The sequence below is a fragment of the Anaerococcus sp. HMSC075B03 genome (assembly GCF_001815585.1).
Taxonomy (GTDB): domain Bacteria; phylum Bacillota; class Clostridia; order Tissierellales; family Peptoniphilaceae; genus Anaerococcus; species Anaerococcus vaginalis.
The window spans coordinates 1-24687 of the sequence record NZ_KV821164.1 but is presented as its reverse complement, the minus strand read 5'-3'; the positions used below and the strand labels follow the sequence as shown (position 1 = coordinate 24687).

The 24687-nt window shown below is 27.5% G+C and carries 25 protein-coding genes; 22 read left to right on the top strand and 3 right to left on the bottom strand.

The genetic code is table 11. The features are described from left to right. Window positions 1-2 precede the first annotated feature (2 nt). From wecB to HMPREF3045_RS00830, 22 genes are all read left to right on the top strand, one after another. Entirely contained in the window at window positions 3-1088 is a 1086-nt protein-coding gene (wecB, locus tag HMPREF3045_RS00935) for a non-hydrolyzing UDP-N-acetylglucosamine 2-epimerase (RefSeq protein ID WP_070736766.1), read from the top strand. A gap of 3 nt (window positions 1089-1091) precedes the next feature. Further along, window positions 1092-2162 (top strand): Gfo/Idh/MocA family protein, encoded by a 1071-nt coding sequence (locus tag HMPREF3045_RS00930; RefSeq protein WP_019118731.1) that lies wholly within the window; start codon window positions 1092-1094, stop codon window positions 2160-2162. After that, window positions 2162-2668 carry an N-acetyltransferase gene (locus HMPREF3045_RS00925; RefSeq protein WP_070736765.1) on the top strand — a complete coding sequence of 169 codons (507 nt, stop codon included), beginning with the start codon at window positions 2162-2164 and terminating at the stop codon, window positions 2666-2668. The genes HMPREF3045_RS00930 and HMPREF3045_RS00925 overlap by 1 nt, the downstream gene beginning before the upstream one ends. Beyond that, complete coding sequence (locus HMPREF3045_RS00920; RefSeq protein WP_070736764.1) at window positions 2669-3817, top strand: DegT/DnrJ/EryC1/StrS family aminotransferase; 1149 nt, start codon at window positions 2669-2671, stop codon at window positions 3815-3817. Between the two features lie 22 nt (window positions 3818-3839). After that, window positions 3840-4916, top strand: coding sequence for a glycosyltransferase family 4 protein (locus HMPREF3045_RS00915; protein WP_070736763.1), 1077 nt, complete (start codon window positions 3840-3842; stop codon window positions 4914-4916). A gap of 27 nt (window positions 4917-4943) precedes the next feature. Beyond that, window positions 4944-6077 (top strand): glycosyltransferase family protein, encoded by a 1134-nt coding sequence (locus tag HMPREF3045_RS00910; protein WP_070736762.1) that lies wholly within the window; start codon window positions 4944-4946, stop codon window positions 6075-6077. Window positions 6078-6234: 157 nt separating this feature from the next. Continuing rightward, a complete protein-coding gene (locus HMPREF3045_RS00905; protein WP_070736761.1) occupies window positions 6235-7428 on the top strand; it encodes an O-antigen polymerase in 1194 nt (397 codons plus the stop codon). Window positions 7429-7445: 17 nt separating this feature from the next. Next, on the top strand, window positions 7446-9131 hold the full coding sequence (locus HMPREF3045_RS00900; protein WP_070736760.1) for an asparagine synthetase B family protein: 1686 nt from the start codon (window positions 7446-7448) through the stop codon (window positions 9129-9131). A gap of 62 nt (window positions 9132-9193) precedes the next feature. Continuing rightward, window positions 9194-9832 (top strand): YveK family protein, encoded by a 639-nt coding sequence (locus HMPREF3045_RS00895; RefSeq protein ID WP_070736759.1) that lies wholly within the window; start codon window positions 9194-9196, stop codon window positions 9830-9832. 1 nt (window position 9833) lies between these two features. Further along, window positions 9834-10496, top strand: a complete 663-nt coding sequence (locus HMPREF3045_RS00890) for a CpsD/CapB family tyrosine-protein kinase (protein WP_070736758.1) — start codon at window positions 9834-9836, stop codon at window positions 10494-10496. 45 nt (window positions 10497-10541) lie between these two features. Further along, window positions 10542-10994, top strand: coding sequence for a peptidase M23 (locus HMPREF3045_RS00885; protein WP_070736757.1), 453 nt, complete (start codon window positions 10542-10544; stop codon window positions 10992-10994). An 847-nt stretch (window positions 10995-11841) separates the two neighbouring features. Beyond that, complete coding sequence (locus tag HMPREF3045_RS00880) at window positions 11842-12189, top strand: CidA/LrgA family protein (RefSeq protein ID WP_004839466.1); 348 nt, start codon at window positions 11842-11844, stop codon at window positions 12187-12189. Between the two features lies 1 nt (window position 12190). Continuing rightward, the gene (locus HMPREF3045_RS00875; protein WP_083306954.1) at window positions 12191-12934 is read left to right on the top strand and encodes an LrgB family protein; all 744 of its coding nucleotides are present in this window, start codon (window positions 12191-12193) and stop codon (window positions 12932-12934) included. 23 nt (window positions 12935-12957) lie between these two features. Then, window positions 12958-14133 (top strand): ArsA family ATPase, encoded by a 1176-nt coding sequence (locus HMPREF3045_RS00870; protein ID WP_070736756.1) that lies wholly within the window; start codon window positions 12958-12960, stop codon window positions 14131-14133. Then, the gene (locus HMPREF3045_RS00865) at window positions 14130-15293 is read left to right on the top strand and encodes an ArsA family ATPase (RefSeq protein WP_070736755.1); all 1164 of its coding nucleotides are present in this window, start codon (window positions 14130-14132) and stop codon (window positions 15291-15293) included. The genes HMPREF3045_RS00870 and HMPREF3045_RS00865 overlap by 4 nt, the downstream gene beginning before the upstream one ends. A 32-nt stretch (window positions 15294-15325) precedes the next feature. Beyond that, on the top strand, window positions 15326-15877 hold the full coding sequence (locus HMPREF3045_RS00860; protein ID WP_070736754.1) for a LutC/YkgG family protein: 552 nt from the start codon (window positions 15326-15328) through the stop codon (window positions 15875-15877). 26 nt (window positions 15878-15903) lie between these two features. Further along, window positions 15904-18063 carry an L-lactate dehydrogenase (quinone) large subunit LdhH gene (gene ldhH, locus HMPREF3045_RS00855; protein WP_070605736.1) on the top strand — a complete coding sequence of 720 codons (2160 nt, stop codon included), beginning with the start codon at window positions 15904-15906 and terminating at the stop codon, window positions 18061-18063. A gap of 2 nt (window positions 18064-18065) precedes the next feature. Continuing rightward, on the top strand, window positions 18066-19067 hold the full coding sequence (locus tag HMPREF3045_RS00850) for a polyprenyl synthetase family protein (RefSeq protein ID WP_070736753.1): 1002 nt from the start codon (window positions 18066-18068) through the stop codon (window positions 19065-19067). Continuing rightward, window positions 19067-19987 (top strand): prenyltransferase, encoded by a 921-nt coding sequence (locus HMPREF3045_RS00845; protein WP_070736752.1) that lies wholly within the window; start codon window positions 19067-19069, stop codon window positions 19985-19987. The genes HMPREF3045_RS00850 and HMPREF3045_RS00845 overlap by 1 nt, the downstream gene beginning before the upstream one ends. A 1-nt stretch (window position 19988) precedes the next feature. Next, complete coding sequence (locus HMPREF3045_RS00840; RefSeq protein ID WP_070736751.1) at window positions 19989-20672, top strand: ubiquinone/menaquinone biosynthesis methyltransferase; 684 nt, start codon at window positions 19989-19991, stop codon at window positions 20670-20672. A gap of 20 nt (window positions 20673-20692) precedes the next feature. Further along, the gene (locus HMPREF3045_RS00835; RefSeq protein ID WP_070736750.1) at window positions 20693-21985 is read left to right on the top strand and encodes an FAD-dependent oxidoreductase; all 1293 of its coding nucleotides are present in this window, start codon (window positions 20693-20695) and stop codon (window positions 21983-21985) included. Further along, window positions 21986-22270 carry a ferredoxin family protein gene (locus HMPREF3045_RS00830; RefSeq protein WP_004839456.1) on the top strand — a complete coding sequence of 95 codons (285 nt, stop codon included), beginning with the start codon at window positions 21986-21988 and terminating at the stop codon, window positions 22268-22270. 364 nt (window positions 22271-22634) lie between these two features. Here HMPREF3045_RS00830 and HMPREF3045_RS00825 read toward each other — a convergent pair whose 3' ends face one another. The 3 genes from HMPREF3045_RS00825 to HMPREF3045_RS00815 form a co-directional block, all read right to left on the bottom strand. Then, the gene (locus tag HMPREF3045_RS00825; RefSeq protein ID WP_083316570.1) at window positions 22635-23738 is read right to left on the bottom strand and encodes an acyltransferase; all 1104 of its coding nucleotides are present in this window, start codon (window positions 23736-23738) and stop codon (window positions 22635-22637) included. Further along, entirely contained in the window at window positions 23716-24177 is a 462-nt protein-coding gene (locus HMPREF3045_RS00820; RefSeq protein ID WP_070736748.1) for a hypothetical protein, read from the bottom strand. Before HMPREF3045_RS00820 ends, HMPREF3045_RS00825 begins: the two co-directional genes overlap by 23 nt. A gap of 12 nt (window positions 24178-24189) precedes the next feature. Beyond that, a partial coding sequence (locus HMPREF3045_RS00815; RefSeq protein WP_070736747.1) for a transglutaminase-like domain-containing protein occupies window positions 24190-24687 on the bottom strand: 498 nt, incomplete at its 5' end.

The following is a 24687-nucleotide window of genomic DNA, read 5'->3' as shown; positions in this document are numbered from 1 at the left end:
ATATGAAAATATTAACTGTTGTTGGAGCAAGGCCTCAATTTATAAAAGCTGCAGTAGTATCACATGAGCTTAGAAAAAAATATACAGAAATTCTTGTCCATACTGGTCAACATTATGACTACAATATGTCAGAAAAATTTTTTGAAGAATTAGATATACCTAAGCCAAATTATAATTTAGGAATATCTGGTGGGAGTCATGCTGAAATGACAGGAAAAATGATGATCGAAATTGAAAAAGTATTGGAAAAAGAATCTCCTGATTATCTATTGGTTTATGGAGATACAAATTCTACTCTTGCAGCAGCATTATCAGCAGCAAAACTTCATATTCCAGTTTGTCATGTTGAAGCAGGTGCAAGAACTCATTCTATGACAAATCCAGAAGAAATAAATAGGATATGTACAGATCATGTATCAAGTCTTTTGCTTGCTAGTACAAAAAGTGGATACGATGAATTAAAAAAAGAGGGACTATCCAATAATAGTTTCTTAGTAGGGGATCCAATGTATGATGCATTTGATAAATATAGTAAGATTTTAAATGTTAAAGATATTAAATTAAATACATTATTTGGAGAAGAAATAGATGTACCTAAGAAATTTTACTATCTAACTTGTCATAGAGAAGAAAATACGAAAGATGATCAAACTCTACTAGAAATATTTAAGGCAATGAATGATTTAGATTTCCCTACTATCTATCCGGTTCATCCTAGAAATAAAAAAAGAGCATTAAGACTTAACAATTTATACAATTTCAAAAATATAATATTGTGTGAACCAGTAGGATATTTAGAAAGCACTTGTTTAGTAAAAAATGCAGAAAAAATTGTAACAGATTCTGGTGGTCTACAAAGAGAAGCTTTCTTTGCAAATAAAAAATGTGTAACACTTCTTGACTTTGAGTGTTGGCCAGAAACAATGGTTGAAAATAGGAATAATTTATCAAAGCCTATTAAAAGTGAGATTTTAAATAATTTAAATAAAATTCAAAAAATAAATGATAATTATAGACCATTTGGAGATGGCAACTCAGCAATGAAAATAGTTGATTTATTATATAAATCATATTCAGAAAGGAAATAATAAATGAAATATGCACTAATTGGATGTGGACGTATAGCAGTAAATCATATCAAAGCAGTTGTAGAAAACAATATAGATATGGTTGCAGCTTGTGATATAAAACTTGAAAAAATTGATCAGCTAGTAGAAAAAACAAAATACAATAAAGACTTCAAAAAATATAGTGATTACAAAAAAATGATAGATGAAAATCTAGATTTAGATTTTGTAAGCATTGCAACAGAAAGCGGAATTCATGCAGAAATAGCTTTATATTGTATTGAAAATGGAATTAATGTAATAATTGAAAAACCAATGGCAATGTCAATGGAAGATGCAAATAAAATTATAAATTTAAGTAAAGAAAAAAATGTAAAAGTATCAGTTTGTCATCAAAATAGATTTAACATAGCTGTTCATAAAACAAGACAAGCAATGGATGAAGGAAGATTTGGGAGATTATCTCATGGATCAATTCATGTTAGATGGAATAGAAATAAAAACTATTATGATCAAGCACCTTGGAGAGGAAAATGGGAATCTGATGGTGGTTGCTTAATGAACCAATGCATCCATGGAATAGATTTGTTAAGATGGATGCTTGGAGAAGAAGTTGAAGAAGTATATGGAGTAACAAAGCAACAATTTCATGACTACTTAGAATGTGAAGATATAGGAATGGCTGTACTCAAATTTAAAAACGGAGCCGTAGCTACAGTTGAAGGAACAGTTAATGTATATCCTCAAAATTTGGAAGAAACTTTATATTTATTTGGAGAAGACGGAACTGTAAAAATTGGTGGAAAATCTACAAATAATATTGACGTTTGGAATTTTAAAGATGAGGATGCTGATGATCAAAACAATATAGGCTTAAAAGAAGAAACAGAAAATGTGTATGGAAATGGACATACATCTTTATTTAAAGATATGATAGAAGCAATACAAGATGATAGAGATCCATATATAACAGCTGTAGATGGAAAAAATGCTTTGGAAATAGTATTGGCTATATATAAATCATCATTTACAGGAAAATCTGTGAAATTGCCATTAGAAAATTGTGCATCAACTGACTTTGAAGGAGAATTTTAGTGACTTATTATGTTCATGAAAGCTCTATAGTAGACGATGGTGTTGAAATAGGAGAAAATACTAAAATTTGGCATTTTTGTCATGTTTCTAAAGGGGCAAAAATTGGAAAAAATTGCTCCTTAGGTCAAAATGTTTTTATTGGAGAAAATGTAGTAATTGGGGATAATTGTAAAATACAAAATAATGTATCTATATATTCAGCAGTTACTTTAGAAGATGGTGTTTTTTGTGGACCATCTTGTGTTTTCACAAATGATTTGACACCAAGAGCAAGATATCCAAAGGGAAAAGATAATTATAAAAAAACTCTAGTGAAAGAGGGAGCAAGCATAGGTGCAAATGCAACTGTAGTTTGTGGAAATACGTTAGGTAAAAATTCTATGGTTGCAGCAGGTGCATTAGTAACTCGTGATATTGATGATTATGAACTTGTGATGGGAATTCCTGCAAGATTTTATGCAAAAGTTGATGAGTATGGAAATATTTTAAAAAAAGGGGACGAGTAAATGGAGTTTAGAGATTTAAAAACTCAATATTTAAATCATAAAGAAAATATAGATAAATCAATAGAAAAAGTATTATTATCTTCTCAATTTATAGGTGGTAATCCAGTAAAAGAATTAGAAAAAAATCTAGCTGATTATGTAGGCAGAAAATATTGTATAACATGTGCAAATGGTACAGATGCATTGGAACTAGTTTTGTTAGCATGGGGAATAAAAGAAGGCGATGCAGTTTTTGTTCCTGATTTTACATTTTTTTCTACAGCAGAAGTTGTATCGAGGGTAGGAGCAACACCTGTTTTTGTAGATGTTAATACAGATACTTTTAATATTGATACATCATCATTAGAACAAGCAATTGAAAAAGTAATTGAAGATGGAAAATTATCAGCTAAAGCTATAATTCCTGTTGATTTATTTGGTCTACCAGCAGATTATCCAAAAATTTTACCTATAGCTAAAAAATATAATTTAAAAGTGTTAGAAGATGGAGCTCAAGGATTTGGTGGTCATATAGAAATTGATGGAAAAATAAATAGAGCTTGCTCTTTTGGAGATGCTTCAACAACATCATTTTTCCCTGCTAAACCTCTAGGATGTTATGGAGATGGTGGAGCTATATTTGTGGATGATGAAGATTTGAAAAATTTACTAGAATCTCTAAAAGTGCATGGAAAAGGAGATCATAAATATAACAATGTAAGAGTAGGTATGAACTCAAGATTAGATACAGTTCAAGCAGCAATTTTAAATGAAAAATTTAAATTTTTTGTAAGTGATGAACTTGACTTAGTAAATGAAGTTTATGATTATTATTCTAAACACTTAAAAGAAATTATTGAGGAAAATAATATAAATATTAAATTGCCAAAAATACCAAAAAACTTTTATTCTAGTTTTGCTCAATATACAGTAATCGCTGAGAATGAAGAGCAAAAAGATAAATTAAGGGAAGACTTATCCAAAAAAGAAATTCCTACAAATATTTATTATCCAAGAGGATTAAGTCAACAAAAAGCATTTGAAAATAATAAGCTTACACCAGTATCACTTAAAAATTCAGAAAATCTTTGTAAGAGTGTATTTTCACTACCTATGCATCCATATTTGAGCAAAGAAGATTTAGATATAATCATTAAGTCATTCAAATAAAATTATTTTATAAGGAGATAATATGAAAATCTTAGTTTTAGTGCAAGGTTATCCGGATAATAATGGAAATGTAGCATCTATGTTCGTGCATAATAGAAATTTAACGTATATAAAAAATGGATATGATGTTACTGTTTTGAATTTTGCAACTAAAAATAAATATAAAAAAGATGGAATTGAGGTTTTAAGCGAAACTGATTATTATTCATCAGATAAAAAATTTGATTTGTTAATTATTCATGCATCCAATGTTAGAAATCATTATAGATTTCTACGAAAAAATAGCGATAAATTTAAAAAGATAATATTTTTCTATCATGGTCATGAGGTTTTAAAATTAAACGAAGCTTATCCTGATCCTTTTCCTTATATCAAAAGAAATAAAATTAAAGAAAATCTTCAAAATGCATACGATAATTTTAAACTTAAAATTTGGAGGAATTACTTACCAAAAATCAAAGATAAATCAAGCTTCGTTTTTGTAAGTAATTGGATAAAAGATGAATTTTTTAAAAACACAAAACTTAATCGTGATGAATTTGAAGATTCTTGTTATGTGATAAATAACTGTGTTGGAGAAGTTTTTGAAAGAGAAACATTTGATGATAAATGTGAAAAGAAATATGATTTTATAACAATAAGGTCGAATTTAGATGGTTCTAAATATTGTGTAGACCTTGTTAATGAACTTGCTAAAAATACTTCAGATGCAAAATTTCTTTTGGTTGGTAAGGGAGAGTATTTTAACCACTATAAAAAATCTGAAAATATTGAGTGGATAAATAATACTCTTAGTCATAATGATATGATAAATTACTTACAAAACTCCAAATTTGCTTTAATGCCTACAAGGGAAGATACACAAGGTTTAATGACTTGTGAGATGGCGGCATTTGGTATGCCAGTAATAACTTCTGATATAAAAGTGTGTAGGGAAATATTTGATGGGTTTAACAATGCTTATTTAATTGATAATGATAATATTGATACATTGGATAAATTTAAAGATTACGATTATCATACAGTTAAAGATACAAGATATTATAAAGAAAAAACTATGAAAAAAGAGTTGGATTTGATAGCAAAAAATATTAAATAGTAAGTTTGATATAAAGAAGGTGAGAATTTGGAAAATAAAAAAAGATGTATATTTCATATTCCTAATAAACTTGATGAAAAGTCATTGTCAGGTTCACAAGTTAGACCTAGGATGATGATACAAGCATTTAAAGATATTGGTTATGATGTTGATGTTGTAATGGGATATGGAAAAGAAAGAAAAGAATCTATAAATAAAATTAAGAATAATATAAAAAACGGAATTAAATATGATTTTTTATATTCAGAAAGCTCAACTATGCCAACATTATTGACAGAAAAAAATCACCTTCCTTTATATCCAAATTTAGATTTTGGTTTCTTTAAATTTTGCAAAAATCATGGAATAAAAATAGGTTTATTTTATAGAGATATGCATTGGAAATTTCCAGTTTATAATAAACAAGTTAATGGAATTAAGAAATTTTTTGCAAAAATATCTTATAGATATGATTTATTAAAATATAAAAGTCTTGTAGATAAGTTTTATCTTCCAAGCAATAAATTATCTAAATACATAAATAGTAAAAAATTAGAAAGTTTAACAGATATTTTACTTCCAGGTTCTTCCTATAGTGAAAATTTTATTATTTCAAAACAAAATTTTTATAAGAATCGTCTTGATAATTATGATGGGAAATTAAGAGTATTTTATGTGGGTGGAATTTTTGGAAATTATAATTTTATAGATTTTGTTAAAATGGTTTCTAAATTTGACAATATTTTATTAACAATATGTTGTAGAAAATCAGAATGGGAAAAATATAGCTATCTTTATAGAGATTATTTAAATGATAACATAAAAGTAATTCATAAGTCTGGTATTGAACTTGAGGATTATTATATGAAAACAGATTTATGTTTGGCATATTTTAAAGATAATGATTATATGAAATTAGCTGTGCCTATAAAGGTATTTGAATATATTGGGCATGTTTGCCCAATTATTTGTTCGGATAATATTGCTATAAGTGAAAGTATAAAAGAAAGTAACATAGGATGGGTTATTGATTATAATGATATAAATCTAAACAATTTATTAAAAGATTTATTACTAAATTATAAGGATATTTATAATAAGCATATAAATTGTATTGATTTTTTAAAAGAAAATACTTGGAGTAGTAGAGCAAGTAAAGTTGCGAAAGATTTAAGTAGGTAAATCTATGATTATATTTAGAATAATCTTGGTGATTATATTATTTTTATTTTTTATTTCATTATTTAAGATATCATCAGGATCTTTGTCTATAACAAAATTAAATATGAGTAGTTTATCATTTTATACGATACTAATGTATTGCTTTATTGGATCTTGCATGATATTTTTGGGGTTTAGAGATCATTATTTAGTAAAAAAAGCTTCTGAAGATGCAATTTCTAAGACATCAATTGCTCTATTTTATTCTTACTTAGCTTTGCCGTTAGGAATGATAATAATTAATAGATTGATGGGAATAAAAAAATACAATAAATTTTATAATGATTACCTAGAAAGAGATATTGTAGATATAAAAACTCATCAAAAGAGTATATACAGTATTATTGTGACCTTATCTTTTGTTGGATTTTTAGGATTGATTTATACTTTTTATAAAATAGGTTATATACCTATTATAAAAGTGATTACTGAAAAGGCTGATACAAGTGTATTGAGAATACAAATAGGTAGAGGTTTTAAAGGTAACCAATATATTAGAAATCTTTTGGTTTTAAATATGATTCCAAATTTATCTTATATATCCTATGTTTATTATCGAATATTACATACAAAAAGATGGAAATATCAATTTATATTTTTACTATTATTATCCATAATATGCAAGACCTTATCTTTTGAGAAATCACCAGTTGTTATATATTTATTTCAATTTTATTTGCTTGAGATATTTCTTGGTAATATTAAATCAATAAAAAAACCTTTATTCTATATGTGTATTTTGGGAACGGGATTTTTATTTGTTTATTATGCGACTACTAATTATAGTGGTGGATTATTTACATTAAAATCAGGACCTATACCTAGACTTATTTTAACACAAATTGCTACTTGTTATTTACACTTCCAGGCTTTTCCTAATATTCATTCTTATCTAAATGGAGCTAGTTTTCCTACTGCAATATCTTGGATTTTTAATACAGATCAATCTTGGATAAGATCAGGAAGAGTAGTTATGGAAATTTTTAATAATTCTGGAGTTAAAGAAGGAACAGCGGGTGTAATGAATTCAATTTATTTGGCAGAAGCCTATGCTAATTTTGGAATTATAGGAATTTTAATATCTCCTTGGTTAGTGGCTTTTATTATGAGTATTGTTAGCAACTTTATACTAAAACAAAGAAAGACACCTATGAATATAGTCTTATATTTAATAGTTACATATACTTTTAGCAATCTTTTGATAGGAGGATTTGTTGACTTTTTTTATAATATAGGATTAGTTTTTTCATTTATTCTTATAATAGGAATTGATTTGATTTATAGAAAGGGCAAAATATATGTTACTATTTGATAGTAATGGAGGTTTAAATGGGACTGTTTATAGGATTAAATATTAAAAAATTAAAAGAAACAAATAAGAAAAAAAATATAAATTGTATAAATCTAGATGAAAAATATTTTTGCCTAGCAAGTAATGGCAAGTTTTATAATGATAAATTTATAACAAGAATTGATGGAACAATTATCTTGGTTGATGGTGTAATTTTAAATAAAGAAAAAATCATTAATGAATATAATAAAAATGATTTTAAAGATTGTATAATATCAGAGTATAACAACGGAAAACTAGATGAATTTATAAATAAATTAAGAGGAAATTTTGTCATAGTATTATATGATTTAAAAAAAGATAAATTAGTAGCATATACTGACCACTGGTCTAACATTCCTTTGTTATATTACAAGAACAATGATGTTTTTTTGATTAGTACAAGGTTAAATGAATTAGTTGAAAATTTAAAACTTAATAATATTGATTATAAATTAAATATGGACGGAGCATATTCTTTAATATCTTATGCTTATATGTTAGAAGATAATACTTTGGTGGAAGATGTAAAGAGACTAGAAGCAGGTTCAAAGCTGGTTTATTCTAATAATATAGAAATAAGTTCATATCATGATTGGGTTTTTGAAGAGAAGAAAATTAATAAAGATGAAGCTATAAAAAAATTAGATTCTTTGTTTTTGAATGCTGTTGAAATGCAAGTTAATAAAAACGAAGAATATGGATATAGGAATATTGTACCATTAAGTGCAGGTTTAGATTGCAGAATAGTTGCTTATTCTTTAAGAAGATTGGGTGTAGAAAATGTATTGACATACACTTATTCTGATAGTAAATCAAATGATTATAAGTATTGTCCAAAAATGGCAAGTGATTTAAAATATGAGTGGTTATATAAAAATTTAGATAATGGATTGGATTTATTTAACCTTGATAGTTCTATAAAAATTGCAGATGGTTTAATTTATTATCCATGGGCATCACAATTTAATACTTTTTTAAATGCTATTAATACAAGTGAAATTGGAATAATACATACAGGTGTTATAGGTGATGTAATTCCAGGTAGCTTTAATAAATCTTTAGATTATAAAAATAAAAAATATGCTTTAGGCGATGGAGCTTATTCGACAAAATTACTTAACAGAATATCTTCTAATATAAAAGATACAAGTTATGAAGAAGGGATGTTTAGGAATAGAGCAATAAATGGTGCATGTTTAGGATATTCAACATCTATAAAAGAATATGGGGAAGGAATGTCTCCTTTCATGGATGTAGATTTTGCCGAATTTTGTTTTTCACTTCCTTTTGAATTTAGGTTTAAGCATAATATTTATTACTCTTGGGTAATAAGTAAATTTAAAGATGCAACCAAATATCCACACAATGGAGTAAAAATTTCATCTATGCGTGGAATAAAAATAAATGGGAAAGAATATAAGTTAGATACTATAAAAGGTTTGCTTATGAACAAAATGAAATCTAAGTATAGTAAAAGAAATGATATGAATCCATTTGACTATTGGTATGATAATAATCAAAAGCTAAAAGGGTTTATGGATGATTATTTTCAATCAAATAAAGAGTGTTTGAAAAATTATGAGCAATTATATAAAGATATTAATTTTTTGTATAATTCGGGAAATACAATAGAAAAAACATTAGTTCTTAGTTTGATAGGTTCGTACAAATACCTATTTTAAATGTAAATCTTATTTTTTATAAAGTATTATAAAAAGTTATTAGTATAGAAAGGAAAAATAAAATGAATGAAAAAGAAATAGATATTATAGAATTATGTAAGGAGATTATAAAAAATATTCATATAATATTTTTGGCTTGTCTAATTTTTGGTGCTTCTTTTTTTGGAATAACTAAATTTATGTCAACTCCAACTTATGAAACATCAACTATGATTATGATATCAAAAGCAACTGATAGCAATTTAAATGCAACTTATGCAAATCTTACAAAATCTAATGTTTTTGTATCTGATATTATAAAAAAATTAGATTTAGACATGACTTATGATGAATATTTGAATAAGGTTGTTGTTGAACCAGATCCTAGCTCTAGAATGATAAATATAAAAGTTAAAGATACAGTTCCAGAAAGAGCAGCTGATATTGCTAATCAAACTGCTATTGAATTAAAAAACACAATTGGAAAACTTAATAAAAATAAAATTTTAATTTCTGATAAGGCTAGAGTTCCTAAAAACCCTATTTCATCAAACATTAAAAAAAATACAGCTATTGGTATTTTTCTTGGATTTTTTATTAGTGTAATTTATGTAATAGTAAAAGATATAACTGATACAAGAATTAAAAGTGCTGATGAAATGAAAGAATATTATGATATTCCTTTGATAGGAATAATTCCAGATAAGGCAAAAGGAGAATAAGATGATAGAAAATAATGGATATTTAAATAATTCATCTTTATATGATGAGTCTATTTATTCTATAAAAACTGCTATAAAATATAACAAGAATTATAGCAAATGTAAGGTTATTGGCATGACGTCTTCAAATCCAAATGAGGAAAATATTGAAATTTTATATGATCTTGCTAAAACTTTTGCCAAAGATTGTCTAAAAGTTGCTATTTTAGATTTTGATTTGAGAATGCCAAAATTAGGAAATATTATAAAAGCTGATAAAAATTTTGGGCTAACAGATTATTTTAATGATGAAATTGCTGTTGAAAAATTATTGTTAAAAGATAAAACAGAAGAAAATTTATTTATTTTATTGGCAGGTCAAAGACCAACAAATCCAACTCAAATACTAGATTCAAAAAAAATAAAAGAATTGATAGAAAATTTATCAAAAGAATTTGATTATATATTTATAAATTTGCCTCCGGTTGATTTATTGGCAGATGGATCAATAATTTCAACTTATTGTGATGGTATTATTGTGGCAGTAAAATACAATGATACAAAAAAAGAAGACCTTGACAAGGCAATTAAAAATTTACAAGAAGTTGATGCAAATATAATAGGTTTATTGATGACCCATGCGCAGGTAGATAAAAATCTATATAAGAGCTATCTTAATAAATAGTTTTTATTTATAGAAAAATAGCTATTAGAAACTTTGGAGGAAAAGATGAAAATCAAAAAAATTATATGTCTTCTTGTTCTTCTAATTAGTTTGAGTTCATGTAAAGAAGAAAAAGAAAATTATCAAAGTAAAAATGTAGATGTAAATACAATTTTTGATAGTGATTTTTCTTATGATTATTCAGATGATGAAGATGAAGAACTTGAAAAATTAACAAAATTGATTAAAAAAAGTGCAAATGAGCTATCAAGTACTGAAGATATAAAAGAAAAAGAAGATAGCAATTTAGGAATAGGAAAAGAATTTGTAATATCATCAAAAACTGATTTTAGAAAAGAACCTTTTGAAGATGAAGATAATATTATAGAAAAAATCCCAAAGAATTCAAAGGTAAATTTAATCAAAAACGTAAAAGTTGATGGACAAAAATGGTCTAAAATTTCTTTTAATGGAAATATTGGTTATGTTAGAAGAAATGCTTTGAAAAATGAGAAGTAAATAGTGTTTTAAATTAAGATTTATAAATACTCTCTTTGTAGATTAAATCTGCAAAGGGGGTATTTTTTTGATTAATTTATTAATTTTTAAAGTGTTTTAAATTTATGATATAATTTTAAATTTTAATGCTCAATATTTTGTATTAAAAATTTAAAATGATTAATGGAATATTTTTAAATTGTGAAATAATATATCAAAAGTGTTTATGCAATGTTAAATGAAACAAATTGGCGTTTGTATTTGGCTAATAATTTTCTTGTTTTATTGATGAGAAATATTGTAATTACTTGTTATATTTTTTTATAATTATTTTAAAAAACAAATCTGTATTGAAGCTAAAAAAACATTTTCTTTTTTAGAAAATTATGATATACTTTAAAAAAACATATTTCTGGATAGAAAATAATTGAATATAATTTTAGCATTACTATTACATATTAAATTTTTTATTGATTGATGTTAGCATTTACACGTTTTGTTTGTTAATTTTGATAAGTATATTTTTATTTGATTATTTTTCTTGTCCTTAATTTATATTATTATTTATTATAAACCCAAACAGTTTAATATTGGTTAAATACCCCGGCAATCGATATCAAGAGTTTGGATTTTTTTAATTTTATTTTTGTTGCGGTGAAATTATATGGATCCTATAATTTTAATATTTTTGCGACAAATTACACATAAGCTATTTTTTTATATTAAACAATAGTTTTAGCTGTTGTTTATGGAAGGAAGTGGGAGTTTAAAAAGATATTTGGTAGTAAAAAAATATATATTTAGTTTATATATTTGTGCTTAGAGTTTATAGGGCTTTTAAAAGAAAAATGTATTTTTAGGAGATTTTATGAAATATGTTAAAGAATTTTGTTATTTGATTTTTTTCTTGCTACTAGGTTTTGTAGCTAAGAAATTAACTGGGCTACCAATACCTGAACCAGTTTTTGGTATGATTTTTTTGTTTGTTGCTTTGCTATTTAAGATTGTAAAGGTTGAGGATGTTGGAGAAACATCAGATTTTCTAACTTCTATTCTAGCTTTTACTTTTACTCCTCTTGGTGTTGGTCTTATGGTGCAATTTGATGTAATTAAAGATAATGCAATACAAATACTTGTGGTTATGACTATATCTTGCTTAATAACTATGGCAATAACTGCTAAAATTGTAGAAATAGTACAAAAAGTGAGGAAGTAATATGAGCGAATTTTTGAATACTTATATAGCTGATAATGATTTTTTTGGAATTGTTTTGAGCATAGTTATGTTTAGAATAGGAATGATGGTTAGTAAAAAAACTAAAATAGCGTTTTTTAATCCGTTATTGCTTGCTATAATATTTTGTATAGCTTTTTTGAAAATTACTGGTATTAGTTATGATAATTTTAATAAGGGTGGAAAGTACATATCATTTATGATAGCACCAATTACTGTTGCTTTAGTTGTAAGTTTGTATAGAAATATAGATAGATTAAAGGCAAATCTTGTTCCTATTTTAATAGGGGTAATAGTAGGGTCTATTGTTGCTATTTTGTCTGCTTATTTCCTATCAAAGATTTTTAAATTTGATAAGAATTTGACTTTGTCAATGATGCCTCAATCAGTAACTACTCCTATTGCAAAATCGTTGACTGAGGAATATATCGGTAAATTTGGGGCAGATGAAGTGACCATTAAGACTTATGCAGCAATTACTGCAATAACAGTTATACTTAGAGGAACTGTTGGAGCTATATTTGCACCTACAGTTATGAAAATCATGAGAGTAAAAGATTCTGTAGCTATTGGTATTGGTATCGGTACGGCAAGCCACGCGATGGGAACATCAAAAGCTATAGAAATGGGAGAAGTTGAAGGAGCTATGAGTGGATTATCTATTGCTATAGCTGGTATTTGTACAGTTATTTTGATGCCACTTTTTGTAATGCTTTTTATAAGTTAGATTTTTTTGAATTTTGAAATTAAATGAATAAAAAAATTTTTATGTACACAGGAAAAGGCGGTGTTGGCAAGTCTACTATATCAAGCGCTACTGCTATTATTTCTGCAAAAAAAAATATAAATACAATTTTAATCAGTATAGACCAAGCTCATAGTTTATCAGATATTTTTGGAATAAAAATAGGCGGAGAGATTACTAAAATCTGTGAGAATTTGTCTGTTCTTGAAATTGATAGTTCAAAAATTTTAGAGGAAAGATTTCCTGATATAAAGGCTGGTTTTGCAGATAGGTTTAGAAAAATAGATTTTTCAAAAGTATCTTATAATTCAAGTGTTGATATGCCATTTATTGCTAATATATTGTCATTGCTTAAAATATTGGATATATACGAACAGTTTGATTTTGAAAATATAATAGTGGACTGTCCAGCATCGGCATCTACATTTGCTTATCTAAAAATACCAGAAATGCTTTCGTGGTATTTGGAGAAATTTTTTGGAATAGGTAAGGGAATAATTAGAACTTTAAGGCCTGTATCTAAATACAAATATAAAATCAACTTGCCAGATAATCAATCTTTGGATGAAATTGAAATTATTTATAAAAGGCTTATAAAATTAGAGGAAATTTTAAAAGATAGTAGGATTTCAACGGTTAGATTGGTTGGATTGGCTGAGAAGATGGTTTTAGAAGAAAGTAAAAGAGATTTATCTTACCTAAATCTTTTTGATTATAATGTAGATGGATTTTTTGTTAATAGACTTTTTGATGACGATAAGAGTGATTTTGTAAGAAAGAGAATAGAAATACAGTCAAAGCATTTAAAAGAGATTGAAGATTGTTTTTATAATATGCCAGTCTATAAAATAAAATTGATGAAAAAAGATTTAATAACTCTAGAGGATATAGAAAAATTTGCAGAGGAATTATCTTTTAAAGATTCAATTTTAGATATAAAACCTATTTGTGAAAGTTATAGTTATGAAAAAATCGATGATGGATATATATTGAGGATAAATATTTCAAAAATTCATGATTATGATATCTATAAAAAAGGGACAGATATAAATATTAGAGTGGATGATATGAAAAGAATTATTAGCTTGCCCAATATTTTGATTGATTCTTATATTCACAAATGTGTCCGAAATAACGATGAGCTTTATATATATTTAAAAGTAAAACAGGATAAGATATGAGAATTATTATAAATACTGGCAAGGGTGGAGTTGGAAAAACTACAATTTCAGCACTAACAGCTATAAATATTTCCAAAAGATATAAAACTTTAGTTATAAGTAGTGATCTTGCTCATAGTTTAAGTGATTTGTTTGAAGAAAAATTAAATGATAGTCCCAAGCAGATAGCAAATAATCTTTACGGACTTGAGATTAATCCCATCAAAGAAAGTAAAAAAGCGTGGGGAAATATAAGCTCTTATATGAGAGAGCTTGTAAAAGAAAGTGTAACAACAGAAATACAGCTAGATGAGTTGTCACTTCTTCCTGGATTTGATGATGTATTTTCTCTACTTAAAATTTTAGAAATTTATAAAGAAGGAAAGTTTGATGTTTTGATTGTTGATTGTGGGCCTAGTGGTGAAACAATATCCCTGCTATCAACTGGAGAAAAGTTTAATAATTTGTCGGATTCATTAGTACCATTAGTTAAGAAGTTTAATAGTATTTTTGGAAGCTTTATTGAAAAAAGAACAGACGTTAAAAAACCAAAAGATATAGTATTTGATGAGTTTATAAGTTTATCAAAAAAATTATACGAACTTGAACGTATATTACAAAATCCAAATATAACAACAATCAGATTTATAAGTAAAGCAAATAAAGTTATAGCAAATGAAACTTTTAGATCTTATAGCCTTATAAATATGTATGGATTTTTATCGGATTGCGTGTTTATTAATATGATATATCCAGAAGAAATTCAACAATCTTCTTATGGAAATCTATTAGATGAAGATAAAACAAATATTATAAAAATAGAAGAATTTTTCAAAGAAAAAAAAGTTTTTAAGATTCACTTACAAGATTATGAAGTTATCGGGTTAAAAGCCTTAAATAAGTTGCATGATAAGATATTTAAAAATCTTAAACTAGAAGATATTTTCGTTAATGATAAAGCATTTTATATCATAGAAGAAAAAGCTAGTAAGATTATTGTAATAGATTTGAAATATGCTAAAGAAGAGGAGGTAGAAGTTAGAAAAATAGGAAATGATTTAGAAGTTTCTTACTTAAATTATAAAAGAAGATTTAAGTTGGCAGATAATATATCTTCAAGGAAAATAAGCTCATTTTCTTTGCGAGATAACAAGCTTAGAGTTGTAATGGACTATGACTAGAATATGTAAAAAATAAAAATGAGAGGTCGTAAATGATAGAAAATAAAATAGAATTATTTGACACTTTTGCAAAAAATTTAGAAAGTGTTAATGGTACTTGTTATAAAACAAGTAAGAATGATTTAGCAGAGACACTTGTAAATATTTACAAGGACAATGGAATAGAATCAACTTGTATGTTGGAAACAGAGCTTGCAAAAGAAACAGGAGTAGTTGAAGCTTTTAGAAAAAATGATATTACAGTTTATACTGATCATATTAGACTAAACAGCGAAACAGCTAAAGGCGGAATAACAGAAGTTGCTTATGGCGTGGCTGAGCTTGGTTCTGTTGTACAAGCAAGTGATGAAGTAGATGCTAGGCTTATGGCTATTATGCCAGATTATTATATAGGAATAGTTAAAGGCTCAACAATTGTGGAAAGTTATGATGATATGTTTGACAAACTATCCGAATTAAAACCTTTCCCAAAATATGTAGGTTTTATAACAGGCCCTTCAAGGACAGCAGATATAGAGTGCGTAAGTACAGTTGGTGTTCATGGTCCTTTGCAAATGAGCATAGTGATAGTTACAGATCTATAGGTTTAAGATTATAAGAGGAGATTAATATGGTTGATAATATTAGTTTAAAAGAAGAGATAAAAGATGCGTTAGACAATGCAACTTTAGGTAGAACCCTCGGAAATTTTTGTAAGACTTATCCAAAAAGAAGACTAAATTCTTATCAAGGAATTGATTTTAAAGAAACTCAACAAGCTATAAAAAGAGTAAAAACATTTGCTGCTGAGCATGTTGATGAAATGATAAGTGAATTCAAAAAGAATTGCGAGGCAAGAGGAGGACACGTTGTTGTAGTAAAAAGCAAAGAAGAAGCTGCAAAATGGGTTGAAAACTTTTTAAAAGAAAAAGACATAAAAACAGCCGTAAAATCTAAATCAATGTGTTCTGAAGAAATTCATTTTAATAAGATACTAAAAGATAATGGTGTAGATTGCCAAGAAACTGATTTGGGAGAATTTATTATTTCACTTGAAGGAAATAGCCCAGTACATATGGTTATGCCAGCCTTGCATTTAAATAAGGAACAAGTTGCAGACTATTTTTCAGAATACACTAAAACTAAACACGAACCTATAATATCTGAAGAAGTAAAAACTTCAAGAAGAGTTATGAGAGATAAGTTTAAAAATGCAGATTTAGGAGTTTCAGGAGCAAATGTTGCCGTTGCTGAAACTGGAACAGTATTTACAATGACAAATGAAGGTAATGGTAGAATGGTAGGAACTCTTCCAAAAAATCATTTGTATATATTTGGAATAGAAAAATTTGTAAATTCAATTTCTGATGCTAGATGGATTTTTAAAGCTCTCCCTCGTAATGGTACTGCTCAAAGAATTACAGCTTACTTATCATTGTATACAGGTGCTTGTGAAGTAACTACTGACAAAGAAAGTGATACAAAAGAAGAAAAAGGATTCTATTGTTTGATTATAGATGATCCAGGCAGAAGAGAAATATTGGCTCAAGAGGGTTATAGAGAAATATTTAACTGTATTAGATGTGGAGCTTGTCTTGATGTATGTCCAGCCTTTGCTTTAGTAGGAGGACACGTATACGGTTCTAATGTTTATACTGGAGGAATAGGAACGCTTTTAACTCACTTCTTAATTGATAAAGATAGAGCAAATGAAATAGAAAGTGTATGTCTACAATGTGGCAGATGTAATGAAGTTTGTGGTGGTGGACTTCCAATAGCTGAAATGATAATGAAAGTTAGAGAAGAACACGTTAAGGAAAATCCAGATCCAATAAAGAAATTTGCATTAGATGCAGTAACAGATAGGAAACTTTTCCATTCATTATTAAGAATTGCATCTATTGCTCAAGAGCCATTTACTAAGGGCGACACAATGATTAGACATCTTCCAGATTTCGTATCAGGAATGACTGGAGGAAAAGTTTTACCATCAATAGCAAAAGTTCCGCTTAGAGATATTTTTGATGAAATTGAACAAAATGTAGAAAATCAAAAAGGAACAGTGGCTTTATTTGCTGGTTGTTTACTTGATTTTGTATATGTTGATACAGCTAAATCTTTGATTAAAAATATGAACTCAATAGGATACAAAGTAGAGTTTCCTCTAGGTCAAGCTTGTTGTGGTTGTCCTGCAAGCAATATGGGTGATGTTGAAAATGCTAGAAAAGAAGCGGAAATAAATATAAAAGCCATGGATGCAGAGAAATATGATTATATTCTTCTTGCTTGCCCATCATGTACTCATCAACTTCAATCTTACAAAGATTTCTTTGAACAAGGAAGTGAAATGTATGAAAGAGCAAAAGTTTTGGGAGAAAAATGCGTAGATTTTTGTAAATTATTCCATGAAAAAGATGACAAAGTAAATGCAGGAGATGGAAAAGAAGTAAAAGTTACTTACCATGATTCATGCCATTTAAAGAGAACTTTGGGAGTTTATGAAGAACCTAGAGATTTACTTAAAAATACAGAAGGCGTAGAATTTGTTGAGATGGAAGATAGCGATAACTGCTGTGGATTTGCAGGCTCTTATAATGTTTTATATCCAGATATTTCATCAAAAATATTAAAAAACAAAATAGAAAATATCAAAAATTCTGGAGCAGATGTGGTTGCTGTGGATTGTCCAGGTTGTATGATGCAAATTAGAGGAGGACTTGAAGCAGAAGGTCTTGATATTAAGGTAAAACACACTTCAGAAATAATATCTGAAAAGAGAGGATTAATCTAAAAATGAATTTTGCAATAAGTGAATGTTTAGCAAAAGAATCAAAGCAAACTATTCTAGATGATTTAATTGATAAAACACTTGTAGAAATGAGAGAAATCTTAGGAGATTACAAGCAAAGCCAAAAGCTCTATAATATTATTGAGAATACTTTGATTTCTAGCGGAAAGATGATTAGAACAAAGCTTTTGATTTGTATAAGTCTGATGGGAGAAAACCAAATTCCAGATAAAATAATTAGCCAATGCGCTGCAGTAGAAATAACTCATCTTGCATCACTTATTCATGATGATATAATAGACGATTCGCTAATTAGAAGATCACATAGGTCAATCCAATCAAAATATGGCAAAGATGTAGCCGTATTTGCAGGCGACTATATGATATCTAAAGTATTTAATTACTTGGCAAAAAAAGGACTTGTCGAAGAAATTTCTATAATATCTGACACTATTAGAGATATGTGCAATGGTGAAGTTGGTCAAAATCTAATAAAATACAGACTAGATATTAGTGAAAAAGAATATTTTGAAAATATTTGCGGAAAAACTGCTTCATTTTTTAAAACAGTTTGTTATTTTGGAGCGAAAAATGCTGGATTCAATCAAATTGATATTAATAAAATGGTTGAATTTGGAAAAAACTTAGGCTTGATGTTTCAATTGAGAGATGACATTTTAGATTTATTCTCAAGTAAAGATGAAACAGGAAAGGGAGAGTTTGTTGATGTAAAAGAAGGAGTATACACATATCCTTTATTATCCAGCATGAATGATGACAAGTATGGAGATGAAATATATAAGCTGCTCAATAAAAACAAAGAAGTAAGTCTTAATTATGACGAATTACTTACATTAAGGCAATTACTCATAGAATCAAAAGCTTGTATTTTAAGCTCAAAAAAAATCAAGGAGTTTGCCGATAAAAATAGGTTGATACTAGCAAGTCTTCCAATTAGAGAATCTGATTACTTATATAAGATTTTAGATAAGATAGAGAAAAACTAATGAAAACTTATCAAAAGATGACATTAAAAAACATAATTAATTTTGCAAATCCAAAATCATTTGTAGCATCTATTATTCCTTCGATTTTTGGGATTTTGATGCTGATAAAATCAGGATATTCCATAAGTTTATTAAGGTCTTTGGGTTTGGTTTTATCGTGTGTTTTCCTACAATCATCCGTAAATACTATAAATGATTATAGTGATTTCATAAATGGAGTAGATAGTAAGGAAGATAACTTAAAAGAATCTGATAATATTATGTTCTATAATTGTATTAGACCAGAAAGCGTTAGAAATTTAGGGCTATTTTTTCTAACGATTGGAATTGTGTTTGGACTTTTAACTTTAGAAAGTATAAATTATAAAAGTATCATCATAGGGATAATTGGAGTAATAACGGTTTTAAATTATTCAATGGGACCTTTCCCTATTTCATATCTTCCAGTAGGAGAAGTATTTAGTGGAATAGTAATGGGAGGATTAATACCTATCGGTGTATTTAGCGTGATTTCAGAAAAAATTGATTTTACAATTATGGGATATGCAATGCCTTTTATAATAGGGATTTCATTAATTATGATGAGTAACAATTCAAGTGACATAGAGAAAGATAAAAAAGCAAATAGAAATACACTTGCTGTTGTTATGGGTAGGAAAAATATTAGAATTTTATATAAAATATTAATTATAGTGTGGTTTATATCACAATTCTATCTAGTTCTTTATTTTGGAGGGTATAAAGCTTTAATCATAGATTTAATCATATTCTTTCTAAAAAGAAAGTTTATATTTAGAATTTTTACAGCAAGCCTAATTCCCCAAGATAGAGTTAGGCAAATGATGGATATAGGACTTACAAATATTTTATTAAATTTCAGTTATTTAGTAATAATAGTCATAAGTTTAATAGGAGAATAATATGGAGAAAAGCAAAAAAGTTTATGAAATATTTCAAAAAATTTCGCCATATTATGACAAGGCTAATGATAGGATAAGCCTAGGATTACAAAAAAGTTGGAAAGAAACATTAGTAAAGGATATTTTGAAAAATATCAAAAATGATGAAAAAGTATTGGATGTTTGCTGCGGAACAGGAGATATAGCAATAGAAATAGCTAAAAAGAGTGATGCAAAAGTTGTTGGTGTAGATTTTTCAGAAAATATGCTTAGGATATCAAAAGAAAAATCAAAAAAAATAAATAACATAACTTTATTAAAGGCAGATGCAAAAAATATTCCATACGAAAATTCAACATTTGATTATGTAACGATATCTTTTGGTTTAAGAAATACAGATGATTATGAAAAAGTAATAAACGAAATGGTTAGAGTAGGAAAGAAAGGAATATATATATTAGATTCCTTTCCAGTAGAAAATAAAATTATAAAACCATTTTATAAATTATTTTTTAAATATCTAATGCCAGTCCTTGGTGGAGGTATTAGAAGATATAAAGATTATATGTGGCTATATGAATCAACGAAGAATTTTATCAGTCCAAATGAAATAATAAAAATCTGTGAAAGATTTGGAGTTGAGAATATTGAAGTAAAAAAAATGCTCTTTGGAGCTTGCGTAATGATCAAAGGGCAAAAATTATAATTCAACACATGGGGGAAACAATGAGTGAAGATAAATTTGATGTTATAATTGTAGGAGGCGGTGTTGCAGGATTATCTGCAGCTATAGTTTTAGCAGAAAATGATTTAGAAGTTATGTTGGTTGAAAGAGGAGACTATTGTGGAGCAAAAAATGTGACAGGAGGCAGGCTATATGGTCATAGTTTAGAAAAAATAATACCAAATTTTGCCGAAGAAGCTCCGATAGAAAGAAAAGTAGTAAAAGAAAAAATATCAATGATGAGTGAAAAATCATCTTTTGATATAGGATTTTCATCAAAAGCTCTTGGCAAAGATAAAGATTCATCCTATGTAGTATTACATAGTAAGTTTGACCAATACCTAGCAGATAAAGCAGAAGAAGCAGGAGTTTCAATAATAAGTGGAGTTTTAGTAGAAAAATTACTTGTAGAAGATGGAAAAGTAGTAGGTATTGATGCTACAGGAGAAGAAGTATTTGCTGATGTAGTAATAATAGCTGATGGAGTAAACTCATTACTTTCTCAACAATTAGGAATAAAAAAAGAACTAGAACCTCATCAAGTAGCAGTTGGAGCTAAAGAAGTTATTGAATTATCAGAAGAAATAATCAATGAAAGATTTAATCTAGAAAGCGATGAAGGTATGAGCTGGCTTTCATGTGGCGATCCAACTATAGGAGGATTTGGAGGAGGCTTTATTTATACAAATAAAGATTCTATATCTATCGGAGTAGTTGCAACATTATCAGATATAGGTTATGCAAATACAAAAATAAACGATTTGTTAGAAAGATTCAAAGAACACGATAATGTAGCACCATTTATAAAAGGTGGAAAAACAATAGAATATTCAGCACACCTTGTTCCAGAAGAAGGCATTCATATGATTCCAGAATTATATGGAGATGGTTTCCTTGTAGTAGGAGACGCAGCAGGTTTTTGCGTAAACCTAGGTTATACAGTAAGAGGAATGGATTTTGCAATTGAAAGTGGTAGACTTGCAGCACTATCAATAATAGCTAGCAAAGAAAAAGAAGATTTCAGTAAAGAAAGCTTATCAATTTATAAAAAACTTTTAGAAGACAGCTTCATAATGAAAGATTTAAATACTTTCAAGGCATTCCCAACAATATTAAGCAGAAGAGAAATTTTTAAAGACTTCCCAGAAATTATTAACGATGTAGCAGAAAGAGCTTTCAAAGTAAATGGCGAAGATTCCAAAGGATTTATAATGGGAACAGTAAACGACCTTGCAAGTAGAATGAGCGCAACACAATTATCAAACTTTATTTCCGAAGTAATGGAGGCACTATAAATGAAAAGAATGAGCATAGAAGATAAATTAGGTCTTGATATATACCATACAGATGAGCATAATTCACACATCGATGTAGATACAGACTACAAAGATGAAGAAGAAATAAATAAACTTTTAATGGCATGTCCAGCAGGTTGCTACACCTATGTAGATGGAGTTTTTGGTTTCAGTCACCTTGGATGCCTAGAATGTGGAACCTGTAGAATCCTATCACATGGAAAAATTGTAAAAGATTGGAAACATCCACAAGGAGAAGTAGGAGTAACTTTTAGACAAGGCTAAAGATAAGAAAATAAGAAAAAATTAGAAAATAATTAATCCACTAATCATAAAATTCGATATAAGACTAAAAATAAAAAACAGCATTGTAAAAAAATCTGATATGTACCCTCTTTACTGGACAAACCAGTAAGGAGGGTATTTTTATTAAATTTATAAAAGAATACATAATAAAGAAAAATTCCAAAAGATAAAAGATACTAGACAAGATAATAAAAAAATCATTTTGATGAAAAATTGCTTAGGCTAGAAAAATATTTTGCAAAATAAAAAGTAAATAGTTTTTCAAATAAAATTTTGTTTTGGATTTAGGTTTTTAAAATAAATGAAAAATCCTCATCAAAATAAATGAGGATTTAATATAAATTTATAATATAGATTTAAATATTGGAAAATTTTTGATTAATTTAACAATTATACAAGATAAGAATAAGTTTGTTATTACCAAAACTGGGACTGTAAGTAAGATTGAATTACCTATAATTAGATTTTTTATTGTATCTATGCTTGTAAATATCCTAATTATAATGATATGGATTAAATATATCCCAAAAGAAAGGCTATCGATTTTTAAAAGAATACTAGAAAAAATATTTTCAGTACTTTTATAAGACTTTTTATTTTCTGATGAAACTTTTTCTATGGCTTGCCATTTTTGGCTATTACTAATTCCCATAACAAAACTAAAGAAACCAATACTTTGAACAATAACAATTATTGAAGAATAACTCCAAAAAATTTCAAAATTTTCATTGTTATTTATCCATCTGTAATATGTTAATATTGATATTAGTATGCTTGAAACTATAAATAAAATAGCTCCTTTATTTTTATCAATTTTTATTATTCCTTTGTGTAATGAGTAACCCATAAACAAATAAAAAGGGTATATTGTTAGCTCATGAATATAAAATCCACTTTTAAATTTAAATGTTCCTATAGCAGGAATTATTGAAATAAAAATAATATAGACTAACATAATAAATTTTATTTCATTTTCTTTAGAAACTTTAACAAAAGCCCTATACATTGGCATCAATAAATATAAACCAATGAGCATATATAAATACCACATTGGGCTATAAGTATTATCCGTATATAAATTTTTTAAATAAGTTAAAAATTCATTTAAATGTAAAGATCTCTTATCAATTATAATGTCAACGATTTGATATATAGCTACAAAAATTACTATTGAAAGAAGTATTCTTCCAATATATTTTTTAATTAGCTTTTTAAGAGTTAAATTTTTATTTTTATCTAAATTTAAAACTCCAGTTACCATCAAAAAAATTGGAACTGCCCACATAGAGCAGTTCACAAATAATCTCAGAATAATATTATCTTCTATATTAAAATGAAAATTTGTACTTAAAACAAATCCTGTGTGCAGAATGATTATTGCAATAGTAGCAATAGCACGACAATAGGATAGACCAAAATTTATTTTAGTTGAAGATTGCATCGCCATTTGTGCATCCTTCCTGATTTCCCCCTTGATCAGGTGTTTGTTGAGGAGCTGGGGCAGGTTCTGGTTGAGGTGCAGGTTGAGGGGCTGGAGCTGGTTTTGGTTGAGGAGCTGGTTGAGCTTTAGGAGCTGATTGTTGAGTGTTATTTTGAACAGGAGCTTGTTGATTTGTATTTTGTTGAGCAGCCGGTTCAGTTTTTTCAGCTTCTGTTTGAGGAGTGGTTTGTTCCTTTTCCTTATCTTCATTAGAAAGATTATCTTTATTTTTTGATTCTTCCTCATCATTTTTTTCTTCGCTTGATTTGCTTTCAAGTGATATATTGCTTTTTTCTATTTTATTATCTTCTTCATCTTTTTTACCACATGATATTAGTGAAAATGACAAAATGCATGTAATTAAAAGAAAAGAAAATTTTTTAAAATTAATTTTTAAATTATTCATTAATAATCTCCTTTATAGGTGCATATATACATTTCTAGACACTGCGTATTTCAATGAGCCTTTTTGACCATATTTCATTCCAAAAATTACGCTACGATCTTCTTGATATATGTTTGGATCATATACATAGATATTTCCATTATTATGGATTTCACACCATGAATGTGGCCATGATCTACTGTATCCTTGATTATATCCTGAAATTTGGTAAACATCATAACCTAAAGAACGTGCCATGTAATAGAAAGTTGCAGCCATTGTATAGCAATTTCCATTTCTTTGATTAAATCCAATATTTGCAAAATAAGATATACCATTATTTGCATTAGTAGTCATTTTTCGATAATTTATAGCAGATCCTGACCATTTGAAGGCTTCCCATAATGAATTTCCAACTTTTTTTAATATTGAATTAGCATATTTCATAGCGTCAATATGTGGTTTATTAGCATTGTATTCTGATATGCTTATTAACCCATCAGAATCAGGATGGAAAGTAGCAATTTTCAT